We start from the raw sequence: 25,340 nt of genomic DNA, 5'->3' as shown, positions 1-25,340 counted from the left end.
TCTACTCCCCCTCCCTTTTCAATAGACCAGCTCCGCGTTGAAGCTGAAGGTCCCGGCGCGGTTGTCTTCCCTGATTTTGCTCAAGTTGCGGAAGTAGGGGGAATTTTCCATGGCGACCACGAAATCCGTCACCGGCGAGCGGGCGGCGGCGGGACGGGAGCGCAAAACCTGCCCGGCTATCTCCATCTCGTGGGGCTGAACGCCGGCGCTGGCCAGCAGCGTGATCCGGGTCAGGGTTATTTCCGGAGGCGTCAACCCGCCCAACTCTTTCAGTATCCCCCGCCAGGCCGGGCGGCGCTGGTGCGAGTACTCGTGCAGATGGCCCCGTTCCCGCAAACGGGCCCGGAGCTGGTCCAGTTCCTGGTAAGGAGCCAAACCGCCCCGGAGCGAGGTCGCCAGGGCTTCCTGGTCGGCGATCTGGCTCTGCAACCGGGGGATAACGGCGGCTTTGGAGCGGTAGAAGAGAAAACTGAGCAAAAACAGAAAACCGGCCAGAATCACCACCGCCGCTTTGCTGCGGAGCAGGTTCTGCAGGAAGAGGGCCAGCGGCGGGACGAAATTGACTTCCGGCTTCGACGTCATGGCCAGGGCCGCGCTCCGGGCCAGGATGGGGAACTTCCGAATAACGTCTTCCCGGTCCTGGATGGAGGGATGAAACCGGACCGTCTCCGGCGGAAGCAGCAGTTCGACCGGCACGCTGAAGCGTTCTTGAAAAAAAGAGGAGAAGCCGGGCAGGAGGGCGCCCCCCCCGGTCAGATAGACCCGTTCGACCTTGCCGTCGCGGAAAAGTTGATCGTAGTAATCCAGGGAACGGCGGCATTCCTGTACGATACGCTCGATGACGGGCCGGACCATACTCCCGGCCTGGGCCACGGTCAGGGAACTGCGCAGCTGGCCGCCGCCGAGACCGGTGACCAGGTTGTTCCCGCGCTTAAGAGCTTCGGCTTCTTCCCATTCGATATACTGTTTCTCCCCGAAAGCCTTGCCCGCTTCGACGATCCCGGAAGTGACCTGATCCCCTCCCCAGGGAAACTCCCGCGAAAACCGCACCTGGCGGTCCTTGCAGACGTGAACCTGGCTCCGGGCCGACCCGATATCCACCACCATCACCGTTCTCTCTCCTGCCCCCAGCGTTCCCAGCAACTGCTTCCAGACGAAGGGCATCGGGACCAGCGCCTTGAGCACGAGCCCCGTTTCCTGAAAAATCTCGAGGCGACGTCTCAAGACTTCCCGGCGCAGGACCGTGACCAGGTAGTTGACCTTCGCCCCCGGGCGGCCGGTCTGGTCCCCCACCGAACGGCTCTGGAGCAAGGCCTTCTCGACGTCGAACGAGACCCGGCGCTTGGCTTCCAGGCGGCTGGCCCCCTCCAGTTCCTTGCGCGGCATCCGGGCCAGGGGGATGAGGATGGTGTTGATACCGTCGCCACGCAGGCAGCAGGCGAATTCGCGGCTGCGGACATGCGTCAGGGAAACCAGTTCCTTCAGGACCGCAACCACGGCTTCGATCCGGTCCAGCCCTTCCTGGTCCGGATCGAGCCTGACTTCCTTGATCGCGACTCCTCCGATCTCCCATCCGCCCGCCACCGGGTAAACCTGGACCGCCTTGAGGGAGCTGCGGCCGATATCGACGCCGATCAGGGCGTTGCGGCGGTTGGGGAAGGTGCCGACGACGAAAATCTCGCCGGCCGTTTCCCCGGAGTAGGGTTCTCCGCCGGCGGAAGCGGAGGGGGCCCGGGCGCTTTCGCTCTGGCTTCCCCCTTCTTCCAGGGAAAGCGTCTTCGACCCTCCGCCGTTTGCGGCTTCCGCGCCGGAATCGCGGGGCGCCGGGGGCTTCTCCGAACGGCCCGCGGCCTCGTCGCTCCTGCCGTTGCCGATCTCCTCCAGCCCGGCGAAAATCGAAGAAATATCCTTATTCAGCCCTGACTGTTTCTTCTCTGCCGACAAATTCCAGTATCTCCTCGGCCAGTTCCTCGTAGTCCCGGGCCCCGCGCGAACGGGGGGCGTAAAAACTGATCGGAAGCGCGGCGCTGGGGGCTTCCGCCAGCTTGGCATTGGTCCTGATCACGGTTTTGAGCACGCGCCGCCCGAAAAAATCCCGTAAGCCTTCAAGGACGTCCCGGCTGATCAGCGAGCGCCGATCGTAAAACGTGGGCAGCAGACCCAAAACCGAAAGTTTCGCGTTGACGCTTTTTCTCACGATATTGATGGTCTTGAACAGCAGTTTCATTCCCTCAAGGGCGAAATAGTGGGTCTGGACGGGGATCAGGACCTCATCGGCGGCGGCGAGCGCGTTGACCGTCAGCAGGCTCAGGGAGGGAGCGCAGTCCATGACGATGAAGTCGTACCTCGGTTTTTCTTCCTCCAAGCTCCGCCGCAACAGCACCTCTCGTCCCATTTTTCCCGCCAAGTCCAAGTCCATCCCCGACAACCGCAACGACGACGGGATCATTTCCAGATTGAAAATACCCGTCGGCTGAATCATCTCCCGGGCTCTTCTCCCTTCTTCCGTCAGGAGCGCGTGCACGTCCCGGCCCGCTCCGGGCTCCGCGCCCAAAGCCAGGGTGGCGTTGAACTGCTGATCGAGATCGATCAGCAGCACCCGTTCCCCCCGCTGAGCCAGGCACGCCGAGAGATTCACCGCCGTCGTCGTCTTTCCGCAGCCTCCTTTCTGATTGACAACCGCAATGATCATCGTTTTCGTCCCGATCGGCGGTCCGGCGATCAGGCCCTGAAATCCTCCGGAATCAAAGCGAACTCTTCCCGGTTCTTCGCATGTTGAATCGCTTCCTGGTACGATACCTTCCGGTCCAGGATCAGTTTCTTCAGGCTTTGGTCCATGCTGTGCATTCCATGCTGAGTCCCGGTCTGGATCAGGGTCGGGATCTGGTGGGTCTTGTGTTCCCGGATCACGTTGCGCACGCCCGGGGTCCCGATCATGACCTCCGTCGCCACCACCCTTCCCCCCCCTTCCCGGGTCGGCAGCAGGATCTGGGCGATCACTCCCTGCAGGCAGCTGGCGATCTGGACCATGACCTGCTTCTGCTGCTCGGCGGGGAAGACGTCGATCAGGCGGTCGATGGTCTGGGCTGCGTCCGGGGTGTGCAGACTGCTCAGCACCAGATGCCCGGTCTCGGCGGCGGTAACGGCGGTGGAGATGGTTTCCAGGTCCCGCATCTCCCCCACCAGGATCACGTCCGGGTCCTGGCGGAGAACATGCTTGAGCGCGGCCGCGAAGGAGTGGGTGTCGGAGCCGACTTCACGCTGCTTGATGATGCTCTGCTGGTTTTGGTGGAGATATTCGATCGGGTCCTCGACGCTGATGATCATGCACTGCCGTTCCCGGTTGATCAGATCGATCATGGCCGCCATGGTCGTGCTCTTCCCGCTCCCGGTGGGGCCGGTGATCAGAACCAGGCCGTTGGGCCGGCGCGCCAGGTCGGTGGCCGCGGGGGGAAGGCCCAGGGAATCGATCGGCGGGATCTTCATGGGAATGGTCCGAAACGCCGCTTCCACGCAGCCTTTCTGGAGGTGCACGTTGACCCGGAAGCGGGAGAGCCCCGGGATGAAGAGAGAAACGTCCAACTCCAATTCCTGTTCGAAGCGCACCCGCTGGGAGTCGTTGAGAATGCCGAAAATGATCCTCTTGGTGTCGTCCGGGCTCAGGATCGGGAACTCGGAGGGCTGGAGTATCCCGTTGATCCTGATGATGGGGGGAACGCCCACGGTCAGGTGGAGGTCCGATGCTCCGTGGTTGACCGTGTATTCGAGTATTTCCTTGAGGTGCATCAGATTGCGATCCTTTCTACATCACCCTGAAGGTGTCCTGCCCGGTGTAGATCCCCTTGATGGCCAGTTCCAGCAGTTCCGGGTTGTCGGAATTCTCCAGAGCGACGTCGTAAGCGACGAGACCGTCGCGGTAAAGCTTGAGAATGGACTGGTTGAAGGATTGCATCCCGAAAGTGCCGCCGTCGTCCATGATCTTCTTCAGGTCCTCGATCCGGTTGTCCATGATGGCCTTGCGGGCGGTGGGGCTGGGGAGGAGCAGCTCCACCGCCGGGATCCGGCCCTGGCCGTCCTTGCGGGGCAGGAGCCGCTGGCAGACGATGCCCCGGAGCACGAAGGCCAGCTGCATCCGGATCTGGGGGTGCTGGTAGGCCGGAAAAAAATTGATGATCCGGTCGAGGGTCTGGGAAACGTCGATGGTATGCAGGGAGCTGACGACCAGATGACCCACCTCCCCGGCCATGATGGCGGTGCTCATGGTTTCCAGGTCACGCATCTCGCCGATGACGATCACGTCCGGGGCCTGGCGGATGACGTACTTGAGCGCTCCCCGGAAACTGAAGGTGTCGTAGCCGATTTCCCGCTGGTTGATCAGGCACTTGTCCTCGGTATAGGTGAACTCGATCGGATCCTCGATGGTAATGATGTGTTTGGGTTTCTGGTGGTTGAGGAATTCGACCATCGCCGCCATGGTCGTGCTCTTCCCGCTCCCGGTGGCTCCGGCGATCAGGATCAGGCCGCGCGGTTCCAGGCTCAGCTTTTCCAGGGCCGAAACCGGCAACCCCAGTTCTTCGAACCCCTGAATATGGGCCTTAACCCTCCGCATCACCGAAGCCGGATTGCCCTGCTCGTAGAAAAAATTGATCCGGAACCGGCTCCCCCCGCTGATCCCATAGGCGATGTCGAGCTCCCTCTCTTCCTGAAACACGGCCAACTGGCGGTCGTCCAGGATATGCCGGGCCAGGGAATCCATGTCTTCCCGGACCAGCGGCGGGAACTCCCCCAGAGCCGCGATCTGCCCGTTGATGCGCATGTGGGGAGGACGGCCGACCTTGAGGTAGAGGTCGGACGCCTGTTTCTCGTCCATCAACCGCAAAAGTGTGTCCGGGCGCATCGACGACTCACTTGGTAACGGGCTCGTCCCCGCTCTTTCCCCAGTAAACCCGGGCCCCCGCCCCGTAGAACCACAAACCGGACCCGCCCCGGAATATCCCCGGGAGAACGGTGCCGTCCCCCAGGTAATCGGCGGGGACGGGTTGATCGCCGATCGTCCCCAGGAAGAACCTGGTCAGCCCGCGGACCGCCCAGAGCCCCTGCGCAGGGCGGTAGACGGCCGGCAGGGAGAGCGTACCGTCGTAGTTCCCGGGAACCGGCAGGTCGCCGAGTTCTCCCAGATAATACCGCGTCACCCCCCGCACCAGCCAGAGTCCCGATACCGGTCGGAAGATACCGACGTCGACGCCGGCGGCCCCGTCGAACTCCTCGGCCAGAGGAAGATCGTCGCCTCCCCCGAAGTAGAACCGGGATATCCCCCGCTGGACCCAGAGCCCGCGCGACGGGCGGTAGACGGCGGCGTCGACGCTTCCGTCCCCGTCGTAATCCCGGGGGAAGGGAATGTCCCCGCTCCGGCCGAAATTGAACTGGGTGACTCCCTTGGCCGCCCAGAGGCCGGCCGCGTCCCGGAAGACCGCCAGGTCGGTGGTGCCGTCCCCGTCGTAGTCGCCGCTGACGGGAATGTCTCCCGCCTGGCCGAGGAAATCGGTGCCGACGCCGCGCACCGCCCAGAGGCCCGCGGAAGCGCGGAAGACGGCGATGTCGGAAGTGCCGTCGCCGTCGTAATCCCCGGACTGGATCAGAATGCTCTCGGGGAGCCCCAGTTCCGGGGTCGGAGTCGGTTGCGGCGTCGGGGTGGGCGTCGGCGGCGCCCAGCAGAGGGTGAGGCTCCAATCGGTAATCGATCCTCCCCCGCCTGACGTCGAGTTGAGCACGGCCAGGACCCAGTCTCCGGGAGCGAACTCCCCGGCCAGATTGGCGAAGGCCTGGGCGGGCCGGAAGGTTCCCAGATAGGGGGAACTGCCGGCGGCCATCAGCAGGCCGGCCGAGTCGTCGAGGCGGGTTTCGTAGAGGCAGCAGCCGGAGAGGGCGCCTGGATTGAAGAGGGTAAGGCTGGTTCCCGACGGGGAGATGAGGTAGGCGGAAACCTCCCCGAGATCGTTGGTCACCTGCGCTTCCAGTTCCATGGTCAGCCCCCGGATCTTCCCTTCCTGGGTGATGGTGATGGTCGACTCGGAAACCTGGCCCCCGGGCAGATCGAAGGAGGAACCGTCGTATTGAAGGCAGTTGCCGGGGGTGGGGATGGGGGTGGGTTTGAAGGGGGTGGGGGTGGCGGCGGCGCAGATAAGGATGCTCCAGTCGCTCAGGTGGACCGGGCAGGTGGTCACGCAGCCGGAGGTGCTGTTGTAGACCAGGAGGGACCAGGTGCCGGCGATGGTTTCGGATTCGAAGTCGGAGAGGTTGCCGGCCGGCTGCCAGTATCCGGGGTAGGGAGCGACCCCGTCGGTAATGGGGCTGGACGCGTCGTCGTCGAACCAGGTTCCGGAAAGTGCGGCCCCGCTCAACTCGTCGACCTCGAAGAGGGCCACGACCTTACCCGCAGGAGAGTAGAGATAAATACCGACGTTCTTGAGCGCGCTCTCGTTTTCGGTGCTGAGCTGGTTGATCGCCACCAGCACCCGGTCCACCCGGCGGGGGTCGGTGGCGGTGACGCCGGTGAGCTCGATATCCTGCTGGTAGATGTCGGTGGGAAGTCCGGCGTAGAGGACGCACCGCTCCAGGGGGGTCGGGGTCGGCGTCGGCGAGGGGGAGCGGGTCGGGATCGGGGTCTTGTAGCCGACCGGCGTGGTGGTAGGGGTGGCGCTGGGCACGGGGGTGCGGGTAGGGGTGGCCGACGGGGTCGGAGTGGGAGGCACCAGGTAGGCGTACTCTATCTTCCAGTCCGTGACCCGGCCCCCGTTCTCGTCGTTGTTGTTGTAGAAAACCAGGGTCCAGGTCCCGGTCAGCCATTCCCCGTCGAAAGCGGTCAAATTCTCCACCGGCCGGTAATCGCCGGTGTAGGGTTCGACTCCTCCGGTAATCGCCTGCGGAGCTTCGTCGTTGAAGAGGGTCTTGTAAAACGATCTCCCGGTCAAGTCCCCCACCCGGTACATGGCGGCATGTTGGCCCTCCGGAGAAAATAGGTAGAGGCCGGTGTAGATAAGGGTGCTGTTGCACTGGGCATCGATGCCCAGGTTGATGTCGGTAACGATACCCCGCACGGGGATGTTGACCCGGGAGGTATACCAACCACCCCGCTCCCAGGCAAAGGCCCCCCCGAAGACGGTCCCCTCCCCCCCCGCTCCCGACGGCGTGGGAGACGGAATGGGAGTGGGGGTCGGCGATTCGAATTCGTTGACATAAAGTGTCCAACCGGAGATTGATCCGTTGTTGCCGTAAGCTTCGTTGACCAAATGCAATACCCACGTTCCCGTCATCCACTCCCCGTCAAGGGTACTTAAAACCTGCTCCGGCCGATAATTCCCGGTATAGGATCCACTTCCGTCACCGATCATAATGGGGGCGTCGTCATCGAAGCGGGTCAGATAAAGACTGTGTCCAATGACAGTATCCAAGGGGAAGAGACAGACGCCGGTCCCATCCGGAGAAACCAAGGAAAGAATAATATATTCGAAACCAGAGCCGATAGGAATATTCCCCTCCTGAATAAATACTTCCACTTCTTGAACGTTGCCGGAATCCGGCACGTAGATTTCCGATGAATAACCTCCCGCGCCGACGGGCCAAGTGAGAGGGGCGGTGGAAGAATATTCCCCGGCACGAACCGGAACCACCCCCAGTAAAAATCCCAGAACCAGCGCCGCCCGGATGCCTTTCCGGATTTTCATCTTTTACCTCGTTACCGGTATCGACCGGCTGTCGCCGTAGTAAAACGCGGTTAGACCCCGGACGACCCAGCGGCCGCTGCCGGGGCGGAAGACCCCGAACTTGTCCACGCCGGTTCCGGCGTAGTCGGCGGGGACCGGCTCGTCGCCTTCCTTTCCCAGATAGAACCGGGTGAAGGCGTACATGGCCCAGCGCCCCGTGTCCGGGTTGAAGACGGCCAGGTCCGCCCCCGGAAAAACATCGTAATCGCCGGGGAGCGGGATGTCTTCCGCTCCCCCGTAGTGGTAGCCGGTCAGCCCCCGCAACGCCCAAAGCCCGCTCGAGGGCCGGTAGACGGCGGCCCGGGTGGGAGCGGAGACCCCGGCCTCGTAACGGGCCGGAACCGGGACGTCGCCGCTGCGCCCGTAATAAAAGGCGCTCTGCCCCCGGATCCGCCAGAGGCCGTCCGCGCTCCCGAAGACCGCTCCGTCGGCGGTGCCGTCGGCGTCGTAATCCCCCGGAACCGGGACGGACTCGTCGTCCCCCAGCCAGAACCGGGTCAGGCTCCGCGCCGACCACATCCCCGTAGCGGGGCGGAAAACCGCGGCGTCGGTGGTCCCGTCCCCGTCGTAGTCTCCCGAAGCGGGGTAGTCCCCCATCCGTCCGAAATAGAACCGCGTCAGACCCCGCGCGCTCCAAAGCCCGTCGCTCCAGCGGAAGACGGCGGGGTCGGCGGTCCCGTCGCCGTCGTAGTCGCCCGAGGCGATCACGAAGCGCTCGGGGGCGTTCTCCGCCGTCCAGGCCGGGCGGGCGGCCACCAGCGCGTACGGCTGGGGACCGCAGGGAACGTTGTAGCCCCGGACCCGGAGGGTATAGACACCGGGCGCGGGAAGATCGATATCGACGGTCTCGACGTTGTTGGTCCGGTCCTGGACCGAAGTCGCGGTCGTTCGGGCCCGGATGAGGGCGTCGAGAATCGGGATCTTGACCCATCCGCTGCCGGGCACGTACTGCCAGGTGCGCCCGGCGGTTTCGAGATCGACGTCCGCCGCCCAGAAGAGATCGTCGTCGAGGGGAGCCACCCCCAGGAAGATGTCGCCGGAAGCGACGGCGATCCCTTCCCCGGAAAAATCCACACTCTGCCAGCCGGGCGCGGTCACCGTGCGGTTCCCGCTCCAGAGCAGCTCCTTGGGTCCGGACGCATCCCCCCGGTAGACGCGGATGCCGGTCTCGGCCGGGTAGGACCCCGCGGTGCTGCCCAGGTAGAAAACGCCTTCGTCAAGCCGGGCCGGGTAACGGGAGGGGGTGAAGCGGACCGCCTCCACCACCCCCAGAAAACCGGTCTGCTCGTCTTCGACGGTCCCGTCGTCGTACACCAGTCCTTCCGCCGCCGTCGCCCGGTTGGGGTAGTAAACCTGGCCGCCGGGACCGGCGACGGTCAGGTCGAGATCGTTGACCAAGGCTCCGCCGGCGGGCGCCGAACCGGGGTAATCGCTCCAGGCCAGGGTGACGCTGAGGGCGGCCAGCATCGGGGAGACCGAAATCCGATAACTGTCTTCCCCGCCGGTGGACAAGCCCGGAGTCGCCTGAAAATAATAAAAATCGCCCTCGTCCTGCAGAGGCGCGGAGGACGGAAGATCCAGGCGCCCCCAGCCCTCGACGTTGTTGGGCCGGGGAGCGGGGGGAACCTCCCGGGCGGCACCGGTGCCGTACTGCCCGGGGGTGGTGTCCCGGGCCCCGTTGAGCAACGTGGCCTTGATCAGGGCGGCGCTGGGGACGGCGCCGAAGGCGGTCCGGTAGCGCTCCCGCACCAGGGCGGCGGCGCCGGTCACCAGGGGCGCGGCCATGCTGGTTCCCCCGGAAAAAGTGTAGTACTCGCTCAAGCTCCCCGAGAGCCCTCCGGGCCCCCAGAGAACGGACTGGGAAAGATCGATGGCATGGCTGCGGCAGGAAACGACGTTGGTGCCGGGCGCGACGATTTCGGGTTTAAAGCGGCCGTCGAGGGTGGGCCCGCGGGAGCTGAAGGCGGCCAGCCCCTCGGGGTGGTTGGAGACGTGGTCGTCGCTGATGGGGGCGGCGGGGTAGTCCCAGGGCCAGAACCACCCGTAGGCGGCATTGTATGCCGGCTCCGGGGTCGAGGACTCGTCGCGGTCGTTTTCGCCGGCACCGACCGCGATGCAGTTCTTGGCATTGGCCGGAGCGTTGATCGAGGAACCGTCGACGACTCCGGAGGCGTCGGCGTCGATGCCGGAATTGCCGGCGGAGAAGACCACCGAAAACTCGGGGTTGTCCCAGATGAACTCGTCGACGTCTTCGCTATAGGAGGTGTAGCCGTTGGTCCCGATCTCGCCCCAGCTGTCGTTGTGTATCCGCGCCCCGCCGCCGTAAGCCTGGGCGAAAAGAACGTTGAGGTCGTCGGGGAGACCGGTGATGTTGCCGTTGAGGTCGGCGATGTTCTGCACCACCAGTTCAGCCTCGGGCGCGATCCCGGCGTAGCAGGTGGAAGGGAAAACCCGGGAGGACGGCGTCGCCCCCGAGAGCTTGCCGTTGCCGAGGATGGTCCCGGCCACGTGGGTCCCGTGCCCGATCATGTCCTTGACCGCGGTGGAGAGGTGGACGATGGCCGTGACCCGCGAACTCCCGGACCCGTCGAGAAAATCCGCCAGCAGCTCCGACGGTTTCTTCGATCCCCGGTCGATCCCGGAATCGGCGATCCCCACCGTCTCCCCGGAACCGTAGACGGCCAGGCTGGAACGGACCACGGAGGCTCCCACGATCTCCGAAGCCTTGTTGTTATGCCAGTCCCAGCGGGGGGCGGGCTCGACCCATTTCACCCCTTCTTCGGCCGCCAGCTCTTCCAGGCCCGCTCCCGGGACCGTAGCCAGGACCCGGGTTTTCCAGGGACCGGCCGCCGTCGCCGTCACCTCCCCCCCAACCTTCCCCACCGCTTCCCGAAAAGGTTCGGGATCGACGCCGGGGAAGAGAACGAACACCACCTTCCGCGCGGCGGCTCCCCGATTCCGCAGCGACGGGGAAACCCGGTAACCGGGCAGCCAGGGCCCGGTCCAGGCCAGGTGGGGAAGCTCCGAAATCGCTTGCCGGCGGTCGCGGGGGACGCGGGCGATAAAGGCGAAGTCGGGAACGTAGTCCAACAACTCGATCCCCGCCGCCCGGCAGGACTCCAGCCAGGAGTCCTGGACGGGACCGTCGAACTGGATCAATCGGTAGGCGGAATCTCCGTCGAGCCCGTTTCGCCCGGAAAGAGCGCTGGTATCGACCGTGCCCGCGGCCAACCTGATGACGGACGCGGAGGCCATAGAAAAAGGCTGGATCCAGACCAGGAGGAAACCGGCCGCAGCGGCTATTGTCCGTACCGTGTTCATCTTATGTAATAATACTATGCATCGGGGCTTCCGTCAATCCGGCCCGGGGCCGACCCCGGCCTGGTCCGTTTCTCTCCGGGCATCGAGGAAAGCGCGGTAATTCGACGCCGCCAGGGCCGACTCCGAATGAAGTTCCAACGCGCGCCGGTAGATCCGGTCAGCCTCGGCGTAATTTCCCTCCCGGGCCCGGAGCCCGGCCAGGAGGATCAGCGCGCTCTCGTTGCCCGGATCGATGCCCAGGACCCGTTCCAGTGCCTTTGCTTCCGCAACCCGGTCGTCTTCCCGTTCGGCCGCGACCGCCGTCAGGACCAGCACCGGAACCGCCTCCGGATCGATCGCGGCGGCCCGATCCAGGGCGGCGCGGGCGGCGCCGGGTTCGCCCCGGGCCAGCCGTGTTTTCGCCAGCATCAGCCAGGGGTCGAGGGCGCCGGGGTTGAGACGGGCATACTCCTCGGCCAGAGCCAAGGCTTCCTGCATGCGGCCCAGGGAAAACCGGGCCGCCCAGCGGTTGTGAAAGGTGTCCAGCGAGGGAGTGAGGACCGCGGCCAGGTCGGCCTCGCGCAGCCCTTCCCGGAAACGGCCGAAGCGGATCAGGGACCCGGCCAGGCTGTAGCGCGCCAGCCCCGAAGCCGGATAACGCCGGACGTTGCTTTCCCAGAGCGCGACCTCGGTGCCCCAGCGGAGGTTCCGGGAAAAAGCCATGAGGGCCAGGCAGAAAACCACGGCCCAGGCCGCGGCCCGGGCCGGGGCCGGACGGGCGCCGGAGGCGAGGGAAACCGCCGCGGCCAGCACCGTCCCCGCGCCGGCCAGGCCCAGGTAGAGGTGGTGTTCGGAGAAAAACGGCCAGAGCACCACCACCGAAGAAGTGGGGAGAAGACAGAGCACGAACCAGAGCATCCCTCCTCCTCCCACCGAACCGGCGCCCAGAAGCCGCGCTCCCAGGAGCAGGAAGCCGGACAGGAGCAGAGCCGAAACCGCCACGTCCGCCCGGAGCAGGGAGCGCGCCGGCTCCAGCTCGTGGTAGACCGCCTGGCCCACTGGTACGGCGGCCAGAGCCAGGTAATCCCGGAAGGCGTTCAACTGGGTGTAGAGGTATTCCCGGCGGGAAGCGAGGCTGACGCCTTGAGCCGGGACCGTCAGGGCGGCGGAGCCGGACGAAAAATTCCGGCGGTAGTAAAATCCGTCCATCCCTTCCCCTTCCGGCCGGGCCGCCGTGGCGGCCACCGCCGCCAGCGGGACCAGAACCGCCAGCACCCAGGGCAGCGCGAAGAGCAGGCGCCGGCTCCGCGGGCGCTCCGCCGAAGACGACGCGGCTTCGCCGACCAGGATGGCCGCCGGGAGCACCAGCGCCGACTCCTTGGAAAAGGAAGCTCCCAGGAAGCAGGCCAGCCCCGCCAGGTAGGGAACGGCGATCTCGGCTCTCCCTTCCCCCCGCAGCCACGCCCGGCGCCCGGACAGGTAACCGAGGACGGCGGCCAGGACCAGGCAGCCGGCCAGGGAGACGAACCGCTGGACCACGTAACTGACGGCCTGGGTGGCGGCGGGGTGGACCGCGAAAAACAGCGCCCCGAAAAAGGCCCCCGCGGCCGCGGCCGGGGTCCGCCCCAGCAAAATCCTCAGGATCCCGTAGAGAGCGAGGGCGGACGCGGCGTGCAGAGCTATGTTGAAACCGTGAAATCCGGGAAGGGACCAACCCCCGACGAGGAAGTTGAGGCGGAAGCTCCACAGGGCCAGGGCCCGGGAGGGCCAGAAAGCCGCCGCCGCGCCCCAGCCCCGGAGCAGGGCGGGGTTGTGGCGGATGATGTTGTAGTCGTCGAGCTGGAACTCCCCGGTCAAGACGGGGAAGTAGACCAGGGCCACGGCCACCGGAATAAACCAAGCCAGGGGAACGGCCCATCCTTCCCCGGCTCCCCGGCGGTTCGTTTTCACGCCCGTCTGACCTCCCCCCGCCCGGCGCGGGGCGCGATCCGGCCGGACGCTTCCGGAAATACGAAAGGGCCTCCCCATGAGGGGAGGCCCTTTCGTATCATGCCTGTTGCCCGTTTCAGTTGGTGGAAACCGTGCCGGTGGCCGAATCGTAGGACCAGGTCCAGGTCCCGTTGACGGTCGGGGGGACCGTGGCGTCGGCGAAGAGGTCGGCCACGATGGTGGCCGGGAAGGACGGTCCGCCGGCGGCGGCCTGTTCGGCATAGTACATGGTCACCGCGGAACGGACGGCGGAAACGTTGCCGTCACGGGCCGCCTTCTGGGCTTGCTCCTGCAGGTCCAGGTACTTGGGGATCGCGACCGCGGCCAGAATGCCGATGATCACGATCACGATGATCAGTTCAATCAGCGTAAAACCCTTCATGTCTTACCTCCTTGGTAAGGGGTTTCCGGTTTGTCCGCGCCTTAATAGAAGCAACAGTCATGCCAAATACGAGGGTGGTTCCCGGCGCATATTTTTAAGATGCTGCCCGGAAAAGAGATACCGATATTGTCTTCGGTCCGGAAGATAGCGTGTGGTCGAGAAAAATATCAGCGAAGCCAGAATGTCAGCTATTTTCGGAGGATGTTGTTCATTAAATAAACATTTATTTGTATATATTGTCGCCAATGATAAATAATTGATCGGTTTTCGCTCCCTGTTCTTCCTTGAGGAAGGTGGCTTTCCTTTGGACGGAAGTTCAGCGCTGGGCGATCTTGATCATGTCCCACATGGGCAGGAAGATGGCCAGGGCGAAGAGGAGCACGAACCCGGCGATAAAAACGGTCATCACCGGTTCGATCAGATCGGTCAGGGTGGCGACGGTGTAGCGGATCTCCTGCTCGTAGTAATAGGCCACCGATTCCGCCATTTCATCCAGGCGCCCCGTCTCCTCCCCCACCGAGAGCATGTTGCTGACCATGGGGGGAAAGACCGGCCGGGCCATGATCGATTCGGAGATGCCCTTGCCGTCGCGGATGTCCTTGCGCATCTCCAGAAGCTGTTCGGCCATGATGTCGTTGCCCACGGTCATGGAGACGATTTCGATGATCTTGAGGATGGGAACGCCGCTCCGCTCCAGGGTGGCCAGCATCTTGGTGAAGCGGAACATGGCCAGCTTGGTGAAAAGCGGACCGAAGATGGGGAGCTTCAGCTTGAGCCGGTCGATCTGATAGTGCCCTTTCTTGGTCCGGCCGTAGGCGATGAACGCGAAGATCGCGGCGATGACGGCGGGGATGAGGATCCAGTAATAATGAAGCATGCCGTTGCTCATGGCGATCATCATCCGGGTGGGCAGCGGCAGGTCCATCTTGATGGCGGTGAAGATCTTGGCGAACTTGGGAACCACCATGGTGCTCATGACCACGAACGCGATGATCAGGACCGTCAGGGCGATCATGGGATAGCGCACCGCCGACTTGACCGCTGTCCGGGTTTCCTGCTCGGATTCGAGGAGGTCGGCCAGGCGCCCCAGCACTTCGGGAAGCGCCCCGCCCGTCTCCCCGGCCAGGACGGTGTTGACGTAGAGGTCGTCGAAGACCCCGGGGAAGTTCCGCAGCGCGTCGGAGAGGCTGGCGCCCCCGCTGATCTCCTCCTGGACACGGGTCAGGATCCCGCGCAGGGTCTGGTTCTGGGACTGCTTTTCCAGAACGTCGAGGGCCATCATGATGGGGATACCGGCATGGATCAGGGAGTGAAGCTGCCGGGTCATCATGACCAGGTCCTTGCCCTTCACTTTCTCCATCTGCCCGAAGATCCCGCGTTTCTGGGACTTGCGGGAAGCCTTCTCCAGCTTGACCGAAATGGGGGTGTAGCCCATCTCCTCCAGCTGCCGGACGACGGCCTGCTCCGACGAGGCTTCAAGGGCCCCCGAAAGCACCTTGCCCGCGTCGCTGCGCGCCTTATATCGGTAAATCGCCATGGTTGTTCCGCCTCGTCGGTTCGCTGTTGCCGTGATGCGGCCCGGCAATGCCGTCGCCGCTCAAGAAATCACGGATCCCCTCCGCCGTCTTTTCCTTCCTTCCCGCTCTCGCGGACCCCGTACTCCTTGATTTTTTTATAGAGCGTCGCCCGGGATATTCCCAGGCCCCGGGCGGCGCGGCTGATGTTGTTGTCCGCGATCCGCAGGGCCTCGATCACGGCTTCGCGCTCGGCTTCGGCCAGAGACCGTATCCTTTCCGGCCTCGGCGCCGGCGGTTCCCCCTCCTCGGCGGCGAAACCGGCGGCAGCGGGATCGGAATCCGGTTTAGGGCCGGCCCGGCTCCCCCCCGGGACCTCTTCCCCGGTATCGACGCCGACCTCGGTGATCACCCCCCCTCCCGCCAGGATCGCCGCCCGGCGGACCAGGTTCTCCAACTGGCGGATGTTTCCCGGCCAGTCGTAGGCGATGAGCCGGGCCAGGGCTTTTTCCGAAACCGCGCTCACCGTTTTCTCGGTGGAACGGTTGAAGTTTCTTAAAACCGCGCCGATCAGAAGCGGGATGTCCTCGCGGCGGGAGCGCAGCGGCGGGATGAAGATGGGAAAGGTCCCGATCCGGTAATACAGGTCCTCCCGGAACTGGTGTTCCCGAACCGCCGTCTCCAGGTCCCGGTTGGTGGCGGCGAGCACCCGAACGTCCACGCGGATCGGGGTCCGTCCTCCCAGCCGCTCGAATTCGTGGCCTTCCAGGAGCCGGAGGATCTTGGCCTGGGTCTCGAAGCTCATGTCTCCGATCTCGTCCAGGAACAGGCAGCCGCCGTCGGCCTGCTCGAACCTTCCCACCACCCGGGAATCCGCCCCGGTGTAGGCTCCTTTTTCATGGCCGAAGAGTTCGCTCTCCAGAAGACTTTCGGGAAGAGCGGCGCAGTTGACCGAAATAAACGGTTTCCCGGCCCTGATCCCGGTCCGGTGGATGGCCCGGGCCACCAGTTCCTTCCCCGTGCCCGACTCTCCCCGGATGAGGACGGTGACGTCGCGGTCGCGGACCTTGTCGATCAGATCGAAGACCTCCCGAATACCGCCGGACTGCCCCACGATCTCGGGGTAATCGGAAGAGAAGGAAAGAAGCTTTTCCCCGCACCCTTCCGTGAGGAGCATTCCCGAGGCCAGCAGGACCCTGCCGGCCGCGGTGAGAAAATCCGCTTCCAGAAAGGAAACCGCGCCGTGGTGGTAGTCGACGTCCGAAAGTTCTCCCCCGCGGGGGCGGCCCATCACTCGAACCGCCAGGCGGGGGTGGCTGCGCTGGGCGCGGCGGGCCAGTTCCGGGCCGGACATGATGGGGAGGTCTTCCCGGCAGATCATCCCCCCCGTCTCCTGGAGGTGGAGCAACTGCAGGGCGGTGAAAGGATCCGCGGTGGCGGCGCAGGGTATCCCCCATCCTTCCAGCCGGGCCCGCCAGGAAGCGAGCTGCGACGGGTTATGGTTGACTAAAAGCAGGGATTTCCCCACCGCTTTCTCCTCCGGTTCCGGGAGCGGTGCCGGCGAATATTTCCCGGGATTCGCGGAAGACGGCGGCATCGATCCGCGGGGCTTTGCGGGCGAACCCCGTCATCAGCCCCAAATCGCAGAGGTGGTTGATCCGCCGGGGAATGCCGCCGGTTTCCTTGAATATCTCTTCCACCACTTCCTCGGTGAAAATTTCGTCTTCCCTTCCCGCCGTCCCCAGCCGGCGGCGGATATAGTCGGCGCTCTGTTCCCGGGTGAGCGGGTTGAGGTGGCAGCGGATGGCGATCCGCTGGTCGAGCTGCCGGAGGTTGGCGACCTTGTTCCGCAGCTCCGGCTGCCCGACCAGAAGCAGGTTGACCAGAAACCGGTCCTCCTTCTGGAAGTTCAGCAGCAAGCGGACCTTTTCGAAGATCTGGTCGTTCTCCACGGCGTGGGCCTCGTCGAGAATGATGACCGTCTCTTTCCCCTCTCTCTCGTTGTCCTGGACCTGTCCCTGCAGGGCTTCCAAGAGCGCGTCTTCCATGAGTTCGGTCTTCTTTTCCGGGAGTTCGCTGTATTTGAGGGTCCTGACCACCGCGCGCAGGAATTCGCCGCCCGAGGCCGGCGGGTAGGATAGGTAGGCGAAGGCGTATTTGCCGCGGCTGAGACCGTTCATCAGGGCCCGGGCCACCAGGGTCTTGCCGCAGCCGAAGACCCCGGTGAGGAGCGCCGCTCCCATGTTCTCCCTGACCGAGTAGGTCAGTTTCATCAGGGAGTCGGAGTACTGGCTGAAATCGCAGAGAAACTTGGGGTCGGGGGTGTTGCGGAACGGCTTTTCCTTCAAACCCCAGTATTTCTCGTACATGGTTTTTCCCCTTCGGGAGGCCGGGCTATTTTTTTGCCAGCCAGTGGGTTATCTGCCGCTCGTAGTCGTCGATCGAAAGAGAGTCGGAGGCGCCTTCCTCCTCGAAAACCGTTTCGGGAAGGACTTCTTCCCCCTCCCCCGCCTCTCCGGAGGAGCCCGGCGCCTCCGCTTCCGGGGGCCCGAGATCGACTTTGGTCCCGGTGACCCGGGCCATCTCCTCCACCGTGGTCTCTCCGTCGAGGACCTTGCGCAGCGCGTCGTCTTTGAGGGACACCGTGCCTTCCCTGATGGCGGCGTCCATGATGTCGTCGCTCCCGGCCTTGGCTATGGCCAGGTGCCGGATGGCGGGGCTCAACTCGATGATCTCGAAGATGGCCACCCGGCCCTTGTACCCCGTGCCGCGGCATAAATCGCAGCCTTCTCCCCGAAAAAATTCGACTTTCTTTTCGGGGTCGAGTCCGATCTGTTTCAGAACCAGGGGATGGGGTTCGTAGGCGACCCGGCACTGGGGGCAGATCCTCCGGACCAGCCGCTGAGCCATGATCGCCTCCAGCGCCGCCGCCACCAGGAACGGTTCGACCCCCATGTGCATCAGCCGGGGGATGGCGCCGGCGGCGTCGTTGGTGTGCAGGGTGGAGAGGACGAAATGCCCGGTCAGCGCCGCCTGAATGGCGATCTCGGCCGTTTCCGCGTCCCGGATTTCACCCACCATGATGATGTCCGGGTCCTGGCGCAGAATCGACCGCAAACCGGAGGCGAAGCTCAGCCCCACCCGGGGGTTGACCTGGACCTGACGGATGAGGCGCAGTCGGTATTCCACCGGGTCCTCCACCGTGATGATGTTCTTGTCCATGCTGTTGACCGTCTGCAGGGCGGTGTAGAGGGTCGTGGTCTTCCCGCTCCCGGTGGGACCGGTGTTGAGCAGCACCCCGTGAGGCTTGAAGATGATCTGACGGAATATCTCCAGGTTGCGGCTGGTAAACCCCAATTGATCGAGGCCGACGATGACGCTGCTGGAATTGAGGATGCGCAGAACCACGTTTTCGCCGTGAACCGTGGGCAGGGTCGAAACGCGGATGTCGATGTCGTTGCCCTCGATCCTGAGCCGGACGTGGCCGTCCTGGGGTTTGCGGGTCTCGGCGATGTTGAGATTGCTCATGACCTTGATCCGCGAGGTGATCGCCGCCCGCAGCCGGGGCGGGGGGGACGGCACCTCGTAAAGGACCCCGTCGATGCGGAACCGGACCCTCAGCGCGTTTTCGTCGGGGTTGATATGGACGTCACTGGCCCGGTCGCGGACGGCCTGGGCCAGGATCAGGTTGACGAGCTTGGTGATCGGGGCTTCGTCGGTCAGATCCTTGAGCTCGGGGATCTCCTCCTCCTCCTCGATCAGGCGGGTGACCTCAAGGTCCTCGATCATTTCCTCCACGGACCCCATCTGGGACTGGAACCGGCGCTCGATCGCCCGCTTGATGTCCCGCGGCGAAGCCAGGAAGGGATCGACGGTCAGGCGCGTCATCAGAGCCACCTGATCCAGTGCCTCGACGTTGCGGGGATCGGCCATGGCCAGGCCGATCGAATCCTCGAGAAGGTAGAGCGGAAAGATCTGAAACCGCCGGGCGACTTCCTCGGTGATCAGGGTGAAGACGTCCTCGTCCACCATATAATTGGATAAGTTGGCGTAGGGAACCCCCAACTCCAGGGCGATGGTTTCGTAGATTTCGTCCTGGCCGAGAAACTCCAGTTCGATCAGGGCCTCGTGCAGGGGCTTGATCCCCGATTTGCGGGCCCGGTCGAGCTGTTCCTCGTCGATCCGGCCCGCGTCCAGCAGGCGGTTGACGACGACGTTTTCCTCGTTCTCGAACATGAGGCTCCGCTCAGTTCCCCAACAGTTCCTTGACCCGGCTCATGAGCTTGGCCGAATCGAAGGGTTTGACCATGTAATCGTCGGCCCCCACCTTCTTCCCCATCTCCTGGTCAACCTCCTGCCCCCGGGCCGAAAGCATGAGCACCGGGATCCGGGAGTAGCGGTTGTCGAATTTGAGCATACGGCAGACCTTGAAACCGTCCATCTTGGGGAGCATGACGTCGAGGATGATGACGTCGGGGTCGAGGGTGCGAGCCTTGCGCAACGCTTCCAAACCGTCCCGGGCGACCTCCACCTCGTACCCGGCCGACTGAAACCGGGCCTTGAGGGCGATGACCAGGTCTTCCTCGTCGTCCACTACCAGCACCAGGTTGCGGTTCTCACTCACCGGCTTTCTCTCCTTCCAACAGTTCTTCCTCTCGCTTTTCCAGTTCTCCCTGCACCACCTTGACGAATTCGTTCATGCTCACGGGCTTGCGCAGGGCCGGAATGGCCCGGTCGCCGTAGGCGGCCAGGCGCTTCTCGTCGAGGCCGTAGCCGGTGAGAATGACGACCCTGATCCCGCAGGTGGTCTGCGACTCCCGGAGGCGTCCCATCACCTCGTAACCGTTCATCCTCGGCATCACGATGTCCAACACCACCAGGTCGGGGACTTCGGCCACGGCTTTGCGGATGGCTTCCTCTCCGTTGTAGGCGGTTATCACCCGGTAGTGGTAGGGGGTGAGAAAATCCTTGTACATCTCCACTAGGTCGGGGTCGTCGTCCACCAGGAGCACCTTGGGGGCCTGGGTGATGGGAAGAGAAAAATAGAAGGTGCTGCCCTGCCCCACCTCGCTCTCCACCCACATCTCCCCCCGGTGCAGCCGGATAATCTCGCGGGATATGGCCAGCCCCAGCCCGGCTCCCTTGCGGCCGAACTTGTGCCCGTCACGGATCTGCTGAAACCGGTCGAATATCCTTTCATGGTCTTCGGACTTGATCCCCACCCCGTTGTCCTTGACCCAGGCGACCAGGCTGGCTCCGTCGCGCCGCGCCCCCAGTTCGATCCGGCCCCCGTCGGGGGTGAATTTCATGGCGTTGCCGAGAAGGTTGATCAGGACCTGGATCACCCGGTCCGGATCGAAGAGAATCCGGGGCATTTCTTCCCCCAGGTTGAGCGTGAGATCCTGGCGCTTTTTGGCGGCGGCGGCCTGGTAATCCTCCTTGACCTGGGCCAGGACTTCCCCGAAATCGAGCTGTCTCTTGTCCAGCACGATCTTTTCCTGCTCGGCCTGGGACATGAGGAGAAGATTGTCGATGATCCGGGCCAGACGGTCGATATTCGCTTCCACCCGCTCCAGGTACTTTTTCTGGTCCTCGTTCAGTTCCCCGGCCACCCCGTCGATGAGCAGCGACGCGAACTCCCGCATGGCGGTGAGCGGAGTCCTGAGCTCGTGGGAGGCATGGGAGATGAAGCGGTTCTGCAGTTCCTCCAGGTTCTTGCTCTCGGAAATGTCGCGGGCGATGATCATGGCCCCGATCACCTCCCCTTCCCGGTCGCGGACCGGCGAATTGGCGCAGGCGAGGTTGATGGTGCTTCCCCCGGCGTGAACCGCGTCCAGTTCGAACCGGGGCGCTCCGCCCTTGAGCGTTTCCCAGTAGTTCTTGATGGCGACGTCGCGGCAGGCGGCCGTAATCAGATCGTAGAAGGAACGGCCCAGCCATTCGGCCGCTTCATATCCGAGGATATCCCGGAACTTCCCGTTGACCTCGACGAACCGGCCGTCGCTGTCGAGAACCATGATCACGTCGTTGGCGTTGTCGAAGAGGTTCTTATAGCGGTCTTCGGTGGTGACCAGGGCGCCCCGGCTTTCCCGGACCTCTTTCTCCAGCAGGTTTTTTTTCTTTTCCATCTGGGCCTGGCGCTTCCGTTCGAAGCCGCTGAGCAGGCCGATGATCATGCCGATCAGGATGAAGATCACCCAATCGAGGTTGATCTGGTTGAGTTGGGGGAGGCAGCCGCGCAGCAGCAGTCCTACCAGCAGACCCATGCAGGTCCCGACCAGGGTGTTCTCCATCACTACCCGGCTCAGGGAATATTCCCGGCGCATCCACCGCAGATCGGGTTGCTTCATATATCGCCTTCGTTCCCTTCCGGTACGACCGTTTTCGCAGGAGACTGTACAATAATATAACAGTTTTTATCCGCGGCAGCCACTCCGGTCGAGACGGTCTTTCAGCTCCTTGAGCCTCTGCATCGCCTCGAAGGGCGTCATGAATTCCAGCCGCATCGAACGCAGCTCGTCCACGACCGGATCGGTTTCGGTCTCGAACAACGTCAGTTGCTGGCCGCCGGTATCCGGAGAGGGGAGGGAAACGGCGAACTTCGGTTTCCCGTCGGCCGAGAGCGTGCCGGACTCGAGTCCGGAAAGTATCCGGTTGGCCCGTTCGATAACCGCTCGGGGCAGCCCGGCCAACCGCGCCACCTGGATGCCGTAGCTTCGGTCGGTGCCTCCGGGCACCACCTTGCGCAGGAAGATCACCCGGTCGTTCCATTCCCTCACGGCCACGTTGAAGTTCTTCACCCCGGGAAGCGTGAGTTCCAGCTCCGTCAGTTCGTGGTAGTGAGTGGCGAACAGGGTCCTGGCTTTGCGGGCCGGACGGTTATGCAGATACTCGGCCACGGCCCAGGCGATCGAAATCCCGTCGAACGTGCTGGTCCCGCGTCCGATCTCGTCGAGGATGATCAGGCTGCGGGGCGTGGCGTGGTGCAGGATATTGGCGGTTTCGGTCATTTCCACCATGAACGTGCTCTGGCCGCGGGAGAGGTCGTCCGAGGCGCCGACACGGGCGAAAATCCGGTCGGCGCACCCGATCCGGGCATAATCGGCGGGCACGAAGCTGCCGGTCTGGGCGAGAAGAACGATCAGGGCCACCTGCCGGATATAGGTGGACTTCCCGGCCATGTTGGGCCCGGTGATGATATGAATCTGGCTCTCTGCTCCGTCCATCTCGGTGTCGTTCCCCACGAAATTGCCGGCGGCCACGGTCTGTTCCACGACCGGGTGCCTTCCGTTCCTTATCGTCAGGACCCCGCTCTCCTCGACAATGGGCCGGACGAAGTTGTGCGCAAGGGCGGTATCGGCAAAACCGGCGGCGACGTCGAGAAGGGCCAGCGAACCCGCCGTCTCCTGGATAAGCCGTTCCCGTTCCCGCACGGCGTCCCGGAGTTTCTCGAAGAGGGCGTACTCCATGGCGGCGGCGCGTTCCTGCGCGCCCAGGACCTTGTCTTCGTACTCCTTCAGTTCGTCGGTGATGAAGCGTTCGGCGTTGGCCAGGGTCTGCTTTCTCAGATAATGATCCGGAACCGAGGCGAGGTTGGCTTTGGTGATCTCGATGAAATATCCGAACACCCTGTTGTAGCGGACCTTGAGCGACTTGACTCCCGTGCGTTCGATTTCCTCCGCCTGATAGCGGCTGATCCAATCCTTGCCTTCGCGGGCCAGCCGGCGGATCCCGTCCAATTCGCCGTCGAAACCTTCCCGGATCACCCCGCCGTCGCCGGGAGAAAGGGGTGGCGTGTCGACCAGGCCCCGTTCCAGAAGTTCCACGAGGGAAGTGAAATCATGGAGCCCGGCGCGGATATCCTCCCATATCCCGTCCGCGAACCCCGCGAGTTCTTCCCTGAACCCGGGCACGGCCTTCAACGACTGACGGACGGCGCCCAGGTCCCGGGGGTTCGGGGTTCCGCAGGCGATCCGGGCGATCAACCGTTGCAGATCCCGCACTTCCTTCAGGCGGCTCCGGACGGACGTCAGAATATCGCGGCGGGAAATCAGCCCTTCCACGGTTTCGAGGCGGCGGGAGATGGCGGCGGGATCGACCAGGGGGCGAACCAGCCATTCCCGCAGCAGCCGGGCGCCCATGGGAGTTACGGTCCTTCGCACCGCGCCCAGGAGGGTGGCGGTGTCGTCGGTCCCGCGTAAGGGTTCCACCAACTCCAGGCTGGAACGGGTGGCGGCGTCCAGAACCATGTAATGTCCCGTCTCGTAGGCGATCAGGTGGTGGATATGGCCGACGGGCCGGCGCAGGTTTTCCCGGGCATACTCCATGACCGCGCCCGCGGCGGCGATCCCGGGGATCATGGCGGCGCAGCCGAAACCGTCCAGCGAGGCGGTCCCGAACTGACGGTTGAGGGTTTCGTACGCCATCTCGTAATCGAATTTCCATTCCTCGACCGTAGTCAACAGGGGGCCGGATCCGAGCTGCGCCTGCAGCGGCTTCCCCACTTCTTCCTCGAGCGAGGGGGGGAGCAGCAGTTCGCCCGGGCGCAGGCCGATCAATTCGTCCAGGAGCTGTTCCACGGTCCCGATCTCCGTGGTCCGGAACTCCCCGGTGGAAATTTCCAGAGAGGCCAGGCCGAACACCGAGCCCAGCCGGCAGACCGAGGCCAGATAGTTGGCGCGGGCCTGGTCGAGCAGTTCCTCTTCCACCATCGTCCCCGGGGTGATGATCCGGGTGATCTCCCGGCGGACGATGCCCCGGGCCTGCCGGGGATCCTCGACCTGGTCGCAGACGGCGACCTTGAACCCCGCCTTGACCAGCTTGGCGATATACCCGGTGGCGGCATGGTAAGGAATGCCGCACATGGGCATGGTGTTGCGGGCGGTCAGGGCGATCTCCAGCACCGGGGCCGCCCGGCGGGCGTCTTCTCCGAACATTTCGTAAAAATCGCCGAGTCGGAAAAGCAGGATCGCTCCCGGGGCCTGGTTCTTGACCGCCCGATACTGGCGGAGCATGGGGGTGTCTTTGCCGGGGGAAAGTTCAGTCATGCGCCGGGCGCTCCGTCACGGTTTCTCCGAAGAGGCTCAGGGGCGTCGAGGCCGCGATCGCGATCCTCAGCAGCGATCCGGGCGGGTGGGCCCGGGTCAAGGGGTAGAAAACCATCCTCCCGTCCCGGGCGCGGCCCTGCCCCCGTTCGGGGCGGAGGCGGTTGCGGCCTTCATGCATCACTTCCACCGTTTCTCCCACGAAAAGCTCGTTTTCCTCCGCGCCGATCCGCTGCTGGAGCCGCAGCAGCGCATCGAGACGTCTCGACTTCTCCTCCGGCCCGACGTCGTCGTCGAGCCGGGCGGCGGCCGTTCCGGGGCGCGGCGAGTAGGTGAAGGCGAACACCTGGGAGAACCGCGCCCGCTCCATCAGGTCCAGCGTCCGGAGGTAATCGGTTTCGGTCTCGCTGGGAAATCCTACAATAAAATCCGAACGCAGGGAAACCCCGGGTATTTGCCGGCGCAGCCGCGCCGCCTTTTCCAGGTACTCTTCCCGCGAATACCCCCGGTTCATGAGGCTCAGAATCCGGTCCGACCCGGACTGGGCCGGAAAATGGATGTCTTCGCAAACGCTCTTCAGTTCCCGAACCGCCTGGATCAGGCTTTCGGAGATGTCCTTGGGGTGCGAAGTCACGAACCGGATCCGTTTCACCCCCTCCACCCCGTCCAACAGGAGAAGCAGATCGGGAAAGTCGGCCGTGCTCCCGTCCCCGGACCGGCCCCGGTAGGAATTGACGTTTTGTCCCAACAGGGTGATTTCCCGGCACCCGGCAGCCGCCGCCCGGCGCGCCTCGGCCAGAATATCGCGGGGAGGACGGCTCCATTCCCGGCCCCGGCTGAAGGGGACGATGCAGTACGAACAGAAATTATCGCAGCCGCGCATGATGGTGATGGACGCGCGGGGCCCGGGGGAACGCGACGGCTCCAGGGAAAAGAAAGCCTCGTCCCGCCCGGTCCCGGGGGCGACGATCCGGTCCCGCTCTCCCAGTACCCGGCGAAGGAGAGCGCCGATCTCCGAAAAACGCCCGGGCCCCACCACCAGGTCGACGGCAGGAAAACGCCCCGCGAGTTCGCTCCCCCGGATCTCGGCCATGCAGCCCAGGACTCCGACCACCAGGGCGGGATCGGCGGCTTTGCGGTGGGCGTATTCGTGGAGTTTCCCCCGGACCCGCTCTTCTGCGTGATCCCGGACGCTGCAGGTGTTGAGAAGGACGATCCGCGCGTCCCGGTCGTCCTCGACCCGCACAAACCCCGCCCTCTCCAGCGCTCCGGCGATCCGCGCGGAATCGTGCCGGTTCATCTGACATCCGTAGGTGCGCAGAAAAAACGAATACCGTTCGGCCATGGA

16 protein-coding genes are annotated in these 25,340 nt (G+C 64.2%); all 16 read right to left on the bottom strand.

The genetic code is table 11. The annotated features are described in order from the left end of the window. Window positions 1-18: 18 nt before the first annotated feature. The 16 genes from pilM to miaB all read right to left on the bottom strand — a co-directional run bounded on the left by pilM (window position 19) and on the right by miaB (window position 25,337). The gene (gene pilM / locus PLZ73_00455; GenBank protein HOO76345.1) at window positions 19-1,944 is read right to left on the bottom strand and encodes a pilus assembly protein PilM; all 1,926 of its coding nucleotides are present in this window, start codon (window positions 1,942-1,944) and stop codon (window positions 19-21) included. Then, window positions 1,910-2,692: a ParA family protein gene (locus PLZ73_00450; protein ID HOO76344.1), complete on the bottom strand. Its 783-nt coding sequence runs from the start codon at window positions 2,690-2,692 to the stop codon at window positions 1,910-1,912. Before PLZ73_00450 ends, pilM begins: the two co-directional genes overlap by 35 nt. A 29-nt stretch (window positions 2,693-2,721) precedes the next feature. Beyond that, window positions 2,722-3,786, bottom strand: a complete 1,065-nt coding sequence (locus PLZ73_00445; GenBank protein ID HOO76343.1) for a type IV pilus twitching motility protein PilT — start codon at window positions 3,784-3,786, stop codon at window positions 2,722-2,724. Between the two features lie 16 nt (window positions 3,787-3,802). Further along, complete coding sequence (locus PLZ73_00440) at window positions 3,803-4,897, bottom strand: PilT/PilU family type 4a pilus ATPase (protein ID HOO76342.1); 1,095 nt, start codon at window positions 4,895-4,897, stop codon at window positions 3,803-3,805. Between the two features lie 7 nt (window positions 4,898-4,904). Continuing rightward, window positions 4,905-7,313 (bottom strand): proprotein convertase P-domain-containing protein, encoded by a 2,409-nt coding sequence (locus PLZ73_00435; protein HOO76341.1) that lies wholly within the window; start codon window positions 7,311-7,313, stop codon window positions 4,905-4,907. 414 nt (window positions 7,314-7,727) lie between these two features. After that, window positions 7,728-11,084 carry a S8 family serine peptidase gene (locus PLZ73_00430; protein ID HOO76340.1) on the bottom strand — a complete coding sequence of 1,119 codons (3,357 nt, stop codon included), beginning with the start codon at window positions 11,082-11,084 and terminating at the stop codon, window positions 7,728-7,730. Window positions 11,085-11,117: 33 nt separating this feature from the next. After that, the gene (locus PLZ73_00425) at window positions 11,118-13,013 is read right to left on the bottom strand and encodes a hypothetical protein (protein ID HOO76339.1); all 1,896 of its coding nucleotides are present in this window, start codon (window positions 13,011-13,013) and stop codon (window positions 11,118-11,120) included. A 115-nt stretch (window positions 13,014-13,128) separates the two neighbouring features. After that, window positions 13,129-13,434: a prepilin-type N-terminal cleavage/methylation domain-containing protein gene (locus PLZ73_00420; protein ID HOO76338.1), complete on the bottom strand. Its 306-nt coding sequence runs from the start codon at window positions 13,432-13,434 to the stop codon at window positions 13,129-13,131. 316 nt (window positions 13,435-13,750) lie between these two features. Beyond that, window positions 13,751-14,971 (bottom strand): type II secretion system F family protein, encoded by a 1,221-nt coding sequence (locus PLZ73_00415; GenBank protein HOO76337.1) that lies wholly within the window; start codon window positions 14,969-14,971, stop codon window positions 13,751-13,753. Between the two features lie 68 nt (window positions 14,972-15,039). After that, window positions 15,040-16,476, bottom strand: a complete 1,437-nt coding sequence (locus tag PLZ73_00410; protein HOO76336.1) for a sigma-54 dependent transcriptional regulator — start codon at window positions 16,474-16,476, stop codon at window positions 15,040-15,042. Continuing rightward, window positions 16,445-17,317 (bottom strand): AAA family ATPase, encoded by an 873-nt coding sequence (locus PLZ73_00405; GenBank protein HOO76335.1) that lies wholly within the window; start codon window positions 17,315-17,317, stop codon window positions 16,445-16,447. Before PLZ73_00405 ends, PLZ73_00410 begins: the two co-directional genes overlap by 32 nt. Window positions 17,318-17,342: 25 nt before the next feature. Further along, a complete protein-coding gene (locus PLZ73_00400) occupies window positions 17,343-19,184 on the bottom strand; it encodes an ATPase, T2SS/T4P/T4SS family (GenBank protein ID HOO76334.1) in 1,842 nt (613 codons plus the stop codon). 10 nt (window positions 19,185-19,194) lie between these two features. After that, window positions 19,195-19,572, bottom strand: coding sequence for a response regulator (locus PLZ73_00395; protein ID HOO76333.1), 378 nt, complete (start codon window positions 19,570-19,572; stop codon window positions 19,195-19,197). Next, window positions 19,565-21,298, bottom strand: a complete 1,734-nt coding sequence (locus PLZ73_00390; GenBank protein ID HOO76332.1) for an ATP-binding protein — start codon at window positions 21,296-21,298, stop codon at window positions 19,565-19,567. Before PLZ73_00390 ends, PLZ73_00395 begins: the two co-directional genes overlap by 8 nt. 66 nt (window positions 21,299-21,364) lie before the next feature. Continuing rightward, the gene (gene mutS / locus PLZ73_00385) at window positions 21,365-23,995 is read right to left on the bottom strand and encodes a DNA mismatch repair protein MutS (protein ID HOO76331.1); all 2,631 of its coding nucleotides are present in this window, start codon (window positions 23,993-23,995) and stop codon (window positions 21,365-21,367) included. Then, window positions 23,988-25,337, bottom strand: coding sequence for a tRNA (N6-isopentenyl adenosine(37)-C2)-methylthiotransferase MiaB (gene miaB, locus PLZ73_00380; protein HOO76330.1), 1,350 nt, complete (start codon window positions 25,335-25,337; stop codon window positions 23,988-23,990). Before miaB ends, mutS begins: the two co-directional genes overlap by 8 nt. Window positions 25,338-25,340: the final 3 nt, after the last annotated feature.

It is taken from the genome of bacterium (assembly GCA_035380285.1).
GTDB lineage: Bacteria > Auribacterota > Erginobacteria > Erginobacterales > DAOSXE01 > DAOSXE01.
Note: the sequence above shows the minus strand (reverse complement) of the source record. Positions and strands in the feature narration are given on the sequence as shown.

Excerpts from the sequence above, each read along its gene's own strand:
- PLZ73_00400 (HOO76334.1), bottom strand. The coding sequence starts at position 19,184 with ATGTTCGAGAACGAGGAAAACGTCGTCGTCAACCGCCTGCTGGACGCG.
- PLZ73_00390 (HOO76332.1), bottom strand. The coding sequence starts at position 21,298 with ATGAAGCAACCCGATCTGCGGTGGATGCGCCGGGAATATTCCCTGAGC.
- PLZ73_00440 (HOO76342.1), bottom strand. The coding sequence starts at position 4,897 with ATGCGCCCGGACACACTTTTGCGGTTGATGGACGAGAAACAGGCGTCC.
- PLZ73_00430 (HOO76340.1), bottom strand. The coding sequence starts at position 11,084 with ATGAACACGGTACGGACAATAGCCGCTGCGGCCGGTTTCCTCCTGGTC.
- PLZ73_00445 (HOO76343.1), bottom strand. The coding sequence starts at position 3,786 with ATGCACCTCAAGGAAATACTCGAATACACGGTCAACCACGGAGCATCG.
- miaB (HOO76330.1), bottom strand. The coding sequence starts at position 25,337 with ATGGCCGAACGGTATTCGTTTTTTCTGCGCACCTACGGATGTCAGATG.
- PLZ73_00405 (HOO76335.1), bottom strand. The coding sequence starts at position 17,317 with ATGTACGAGAAATACTGGGGTTTGAAGGAAAAGCCGTTCCGCAACACC.
- PLZ73_00415 (HOO76337.1), bottom strand. The coding sequence starts at position 14,971 with ATGGCGATTTACCGATATAAGGCGCGCAGCGACGCGGGCAAGGTGCTT.
- PLZ73_00450 (HOO76344.1), bottom strand. The coding sequence starts at position 2,692 with ATGATCATTGCGGTTGTCAATCAGAAAGGAGGCTGCGGAAAGACGACG.
- PLZ73_00435 (HOO76341.1), bottom strand. The coding sequence starts at position 7,313 with ATGACGGGAACGTGGGTATTGCATTTGGTCAACGAAGCTTACGGCAAC.
- PLZ73_00420 (HOO76338.1), bottom strand. The coding sequence starts at position 13,434 with ATGAAGGGTTTTACGCTGATTGAACTGATCATCGTGATCGTGATCATC.
- mutS (HOO76331.1), bottom strand. The coding sequence starts at position 23,995 with ATGACTGAACTTTCCCCCGGCAAAGACACCCCCATGCTCCGCCAGTAT.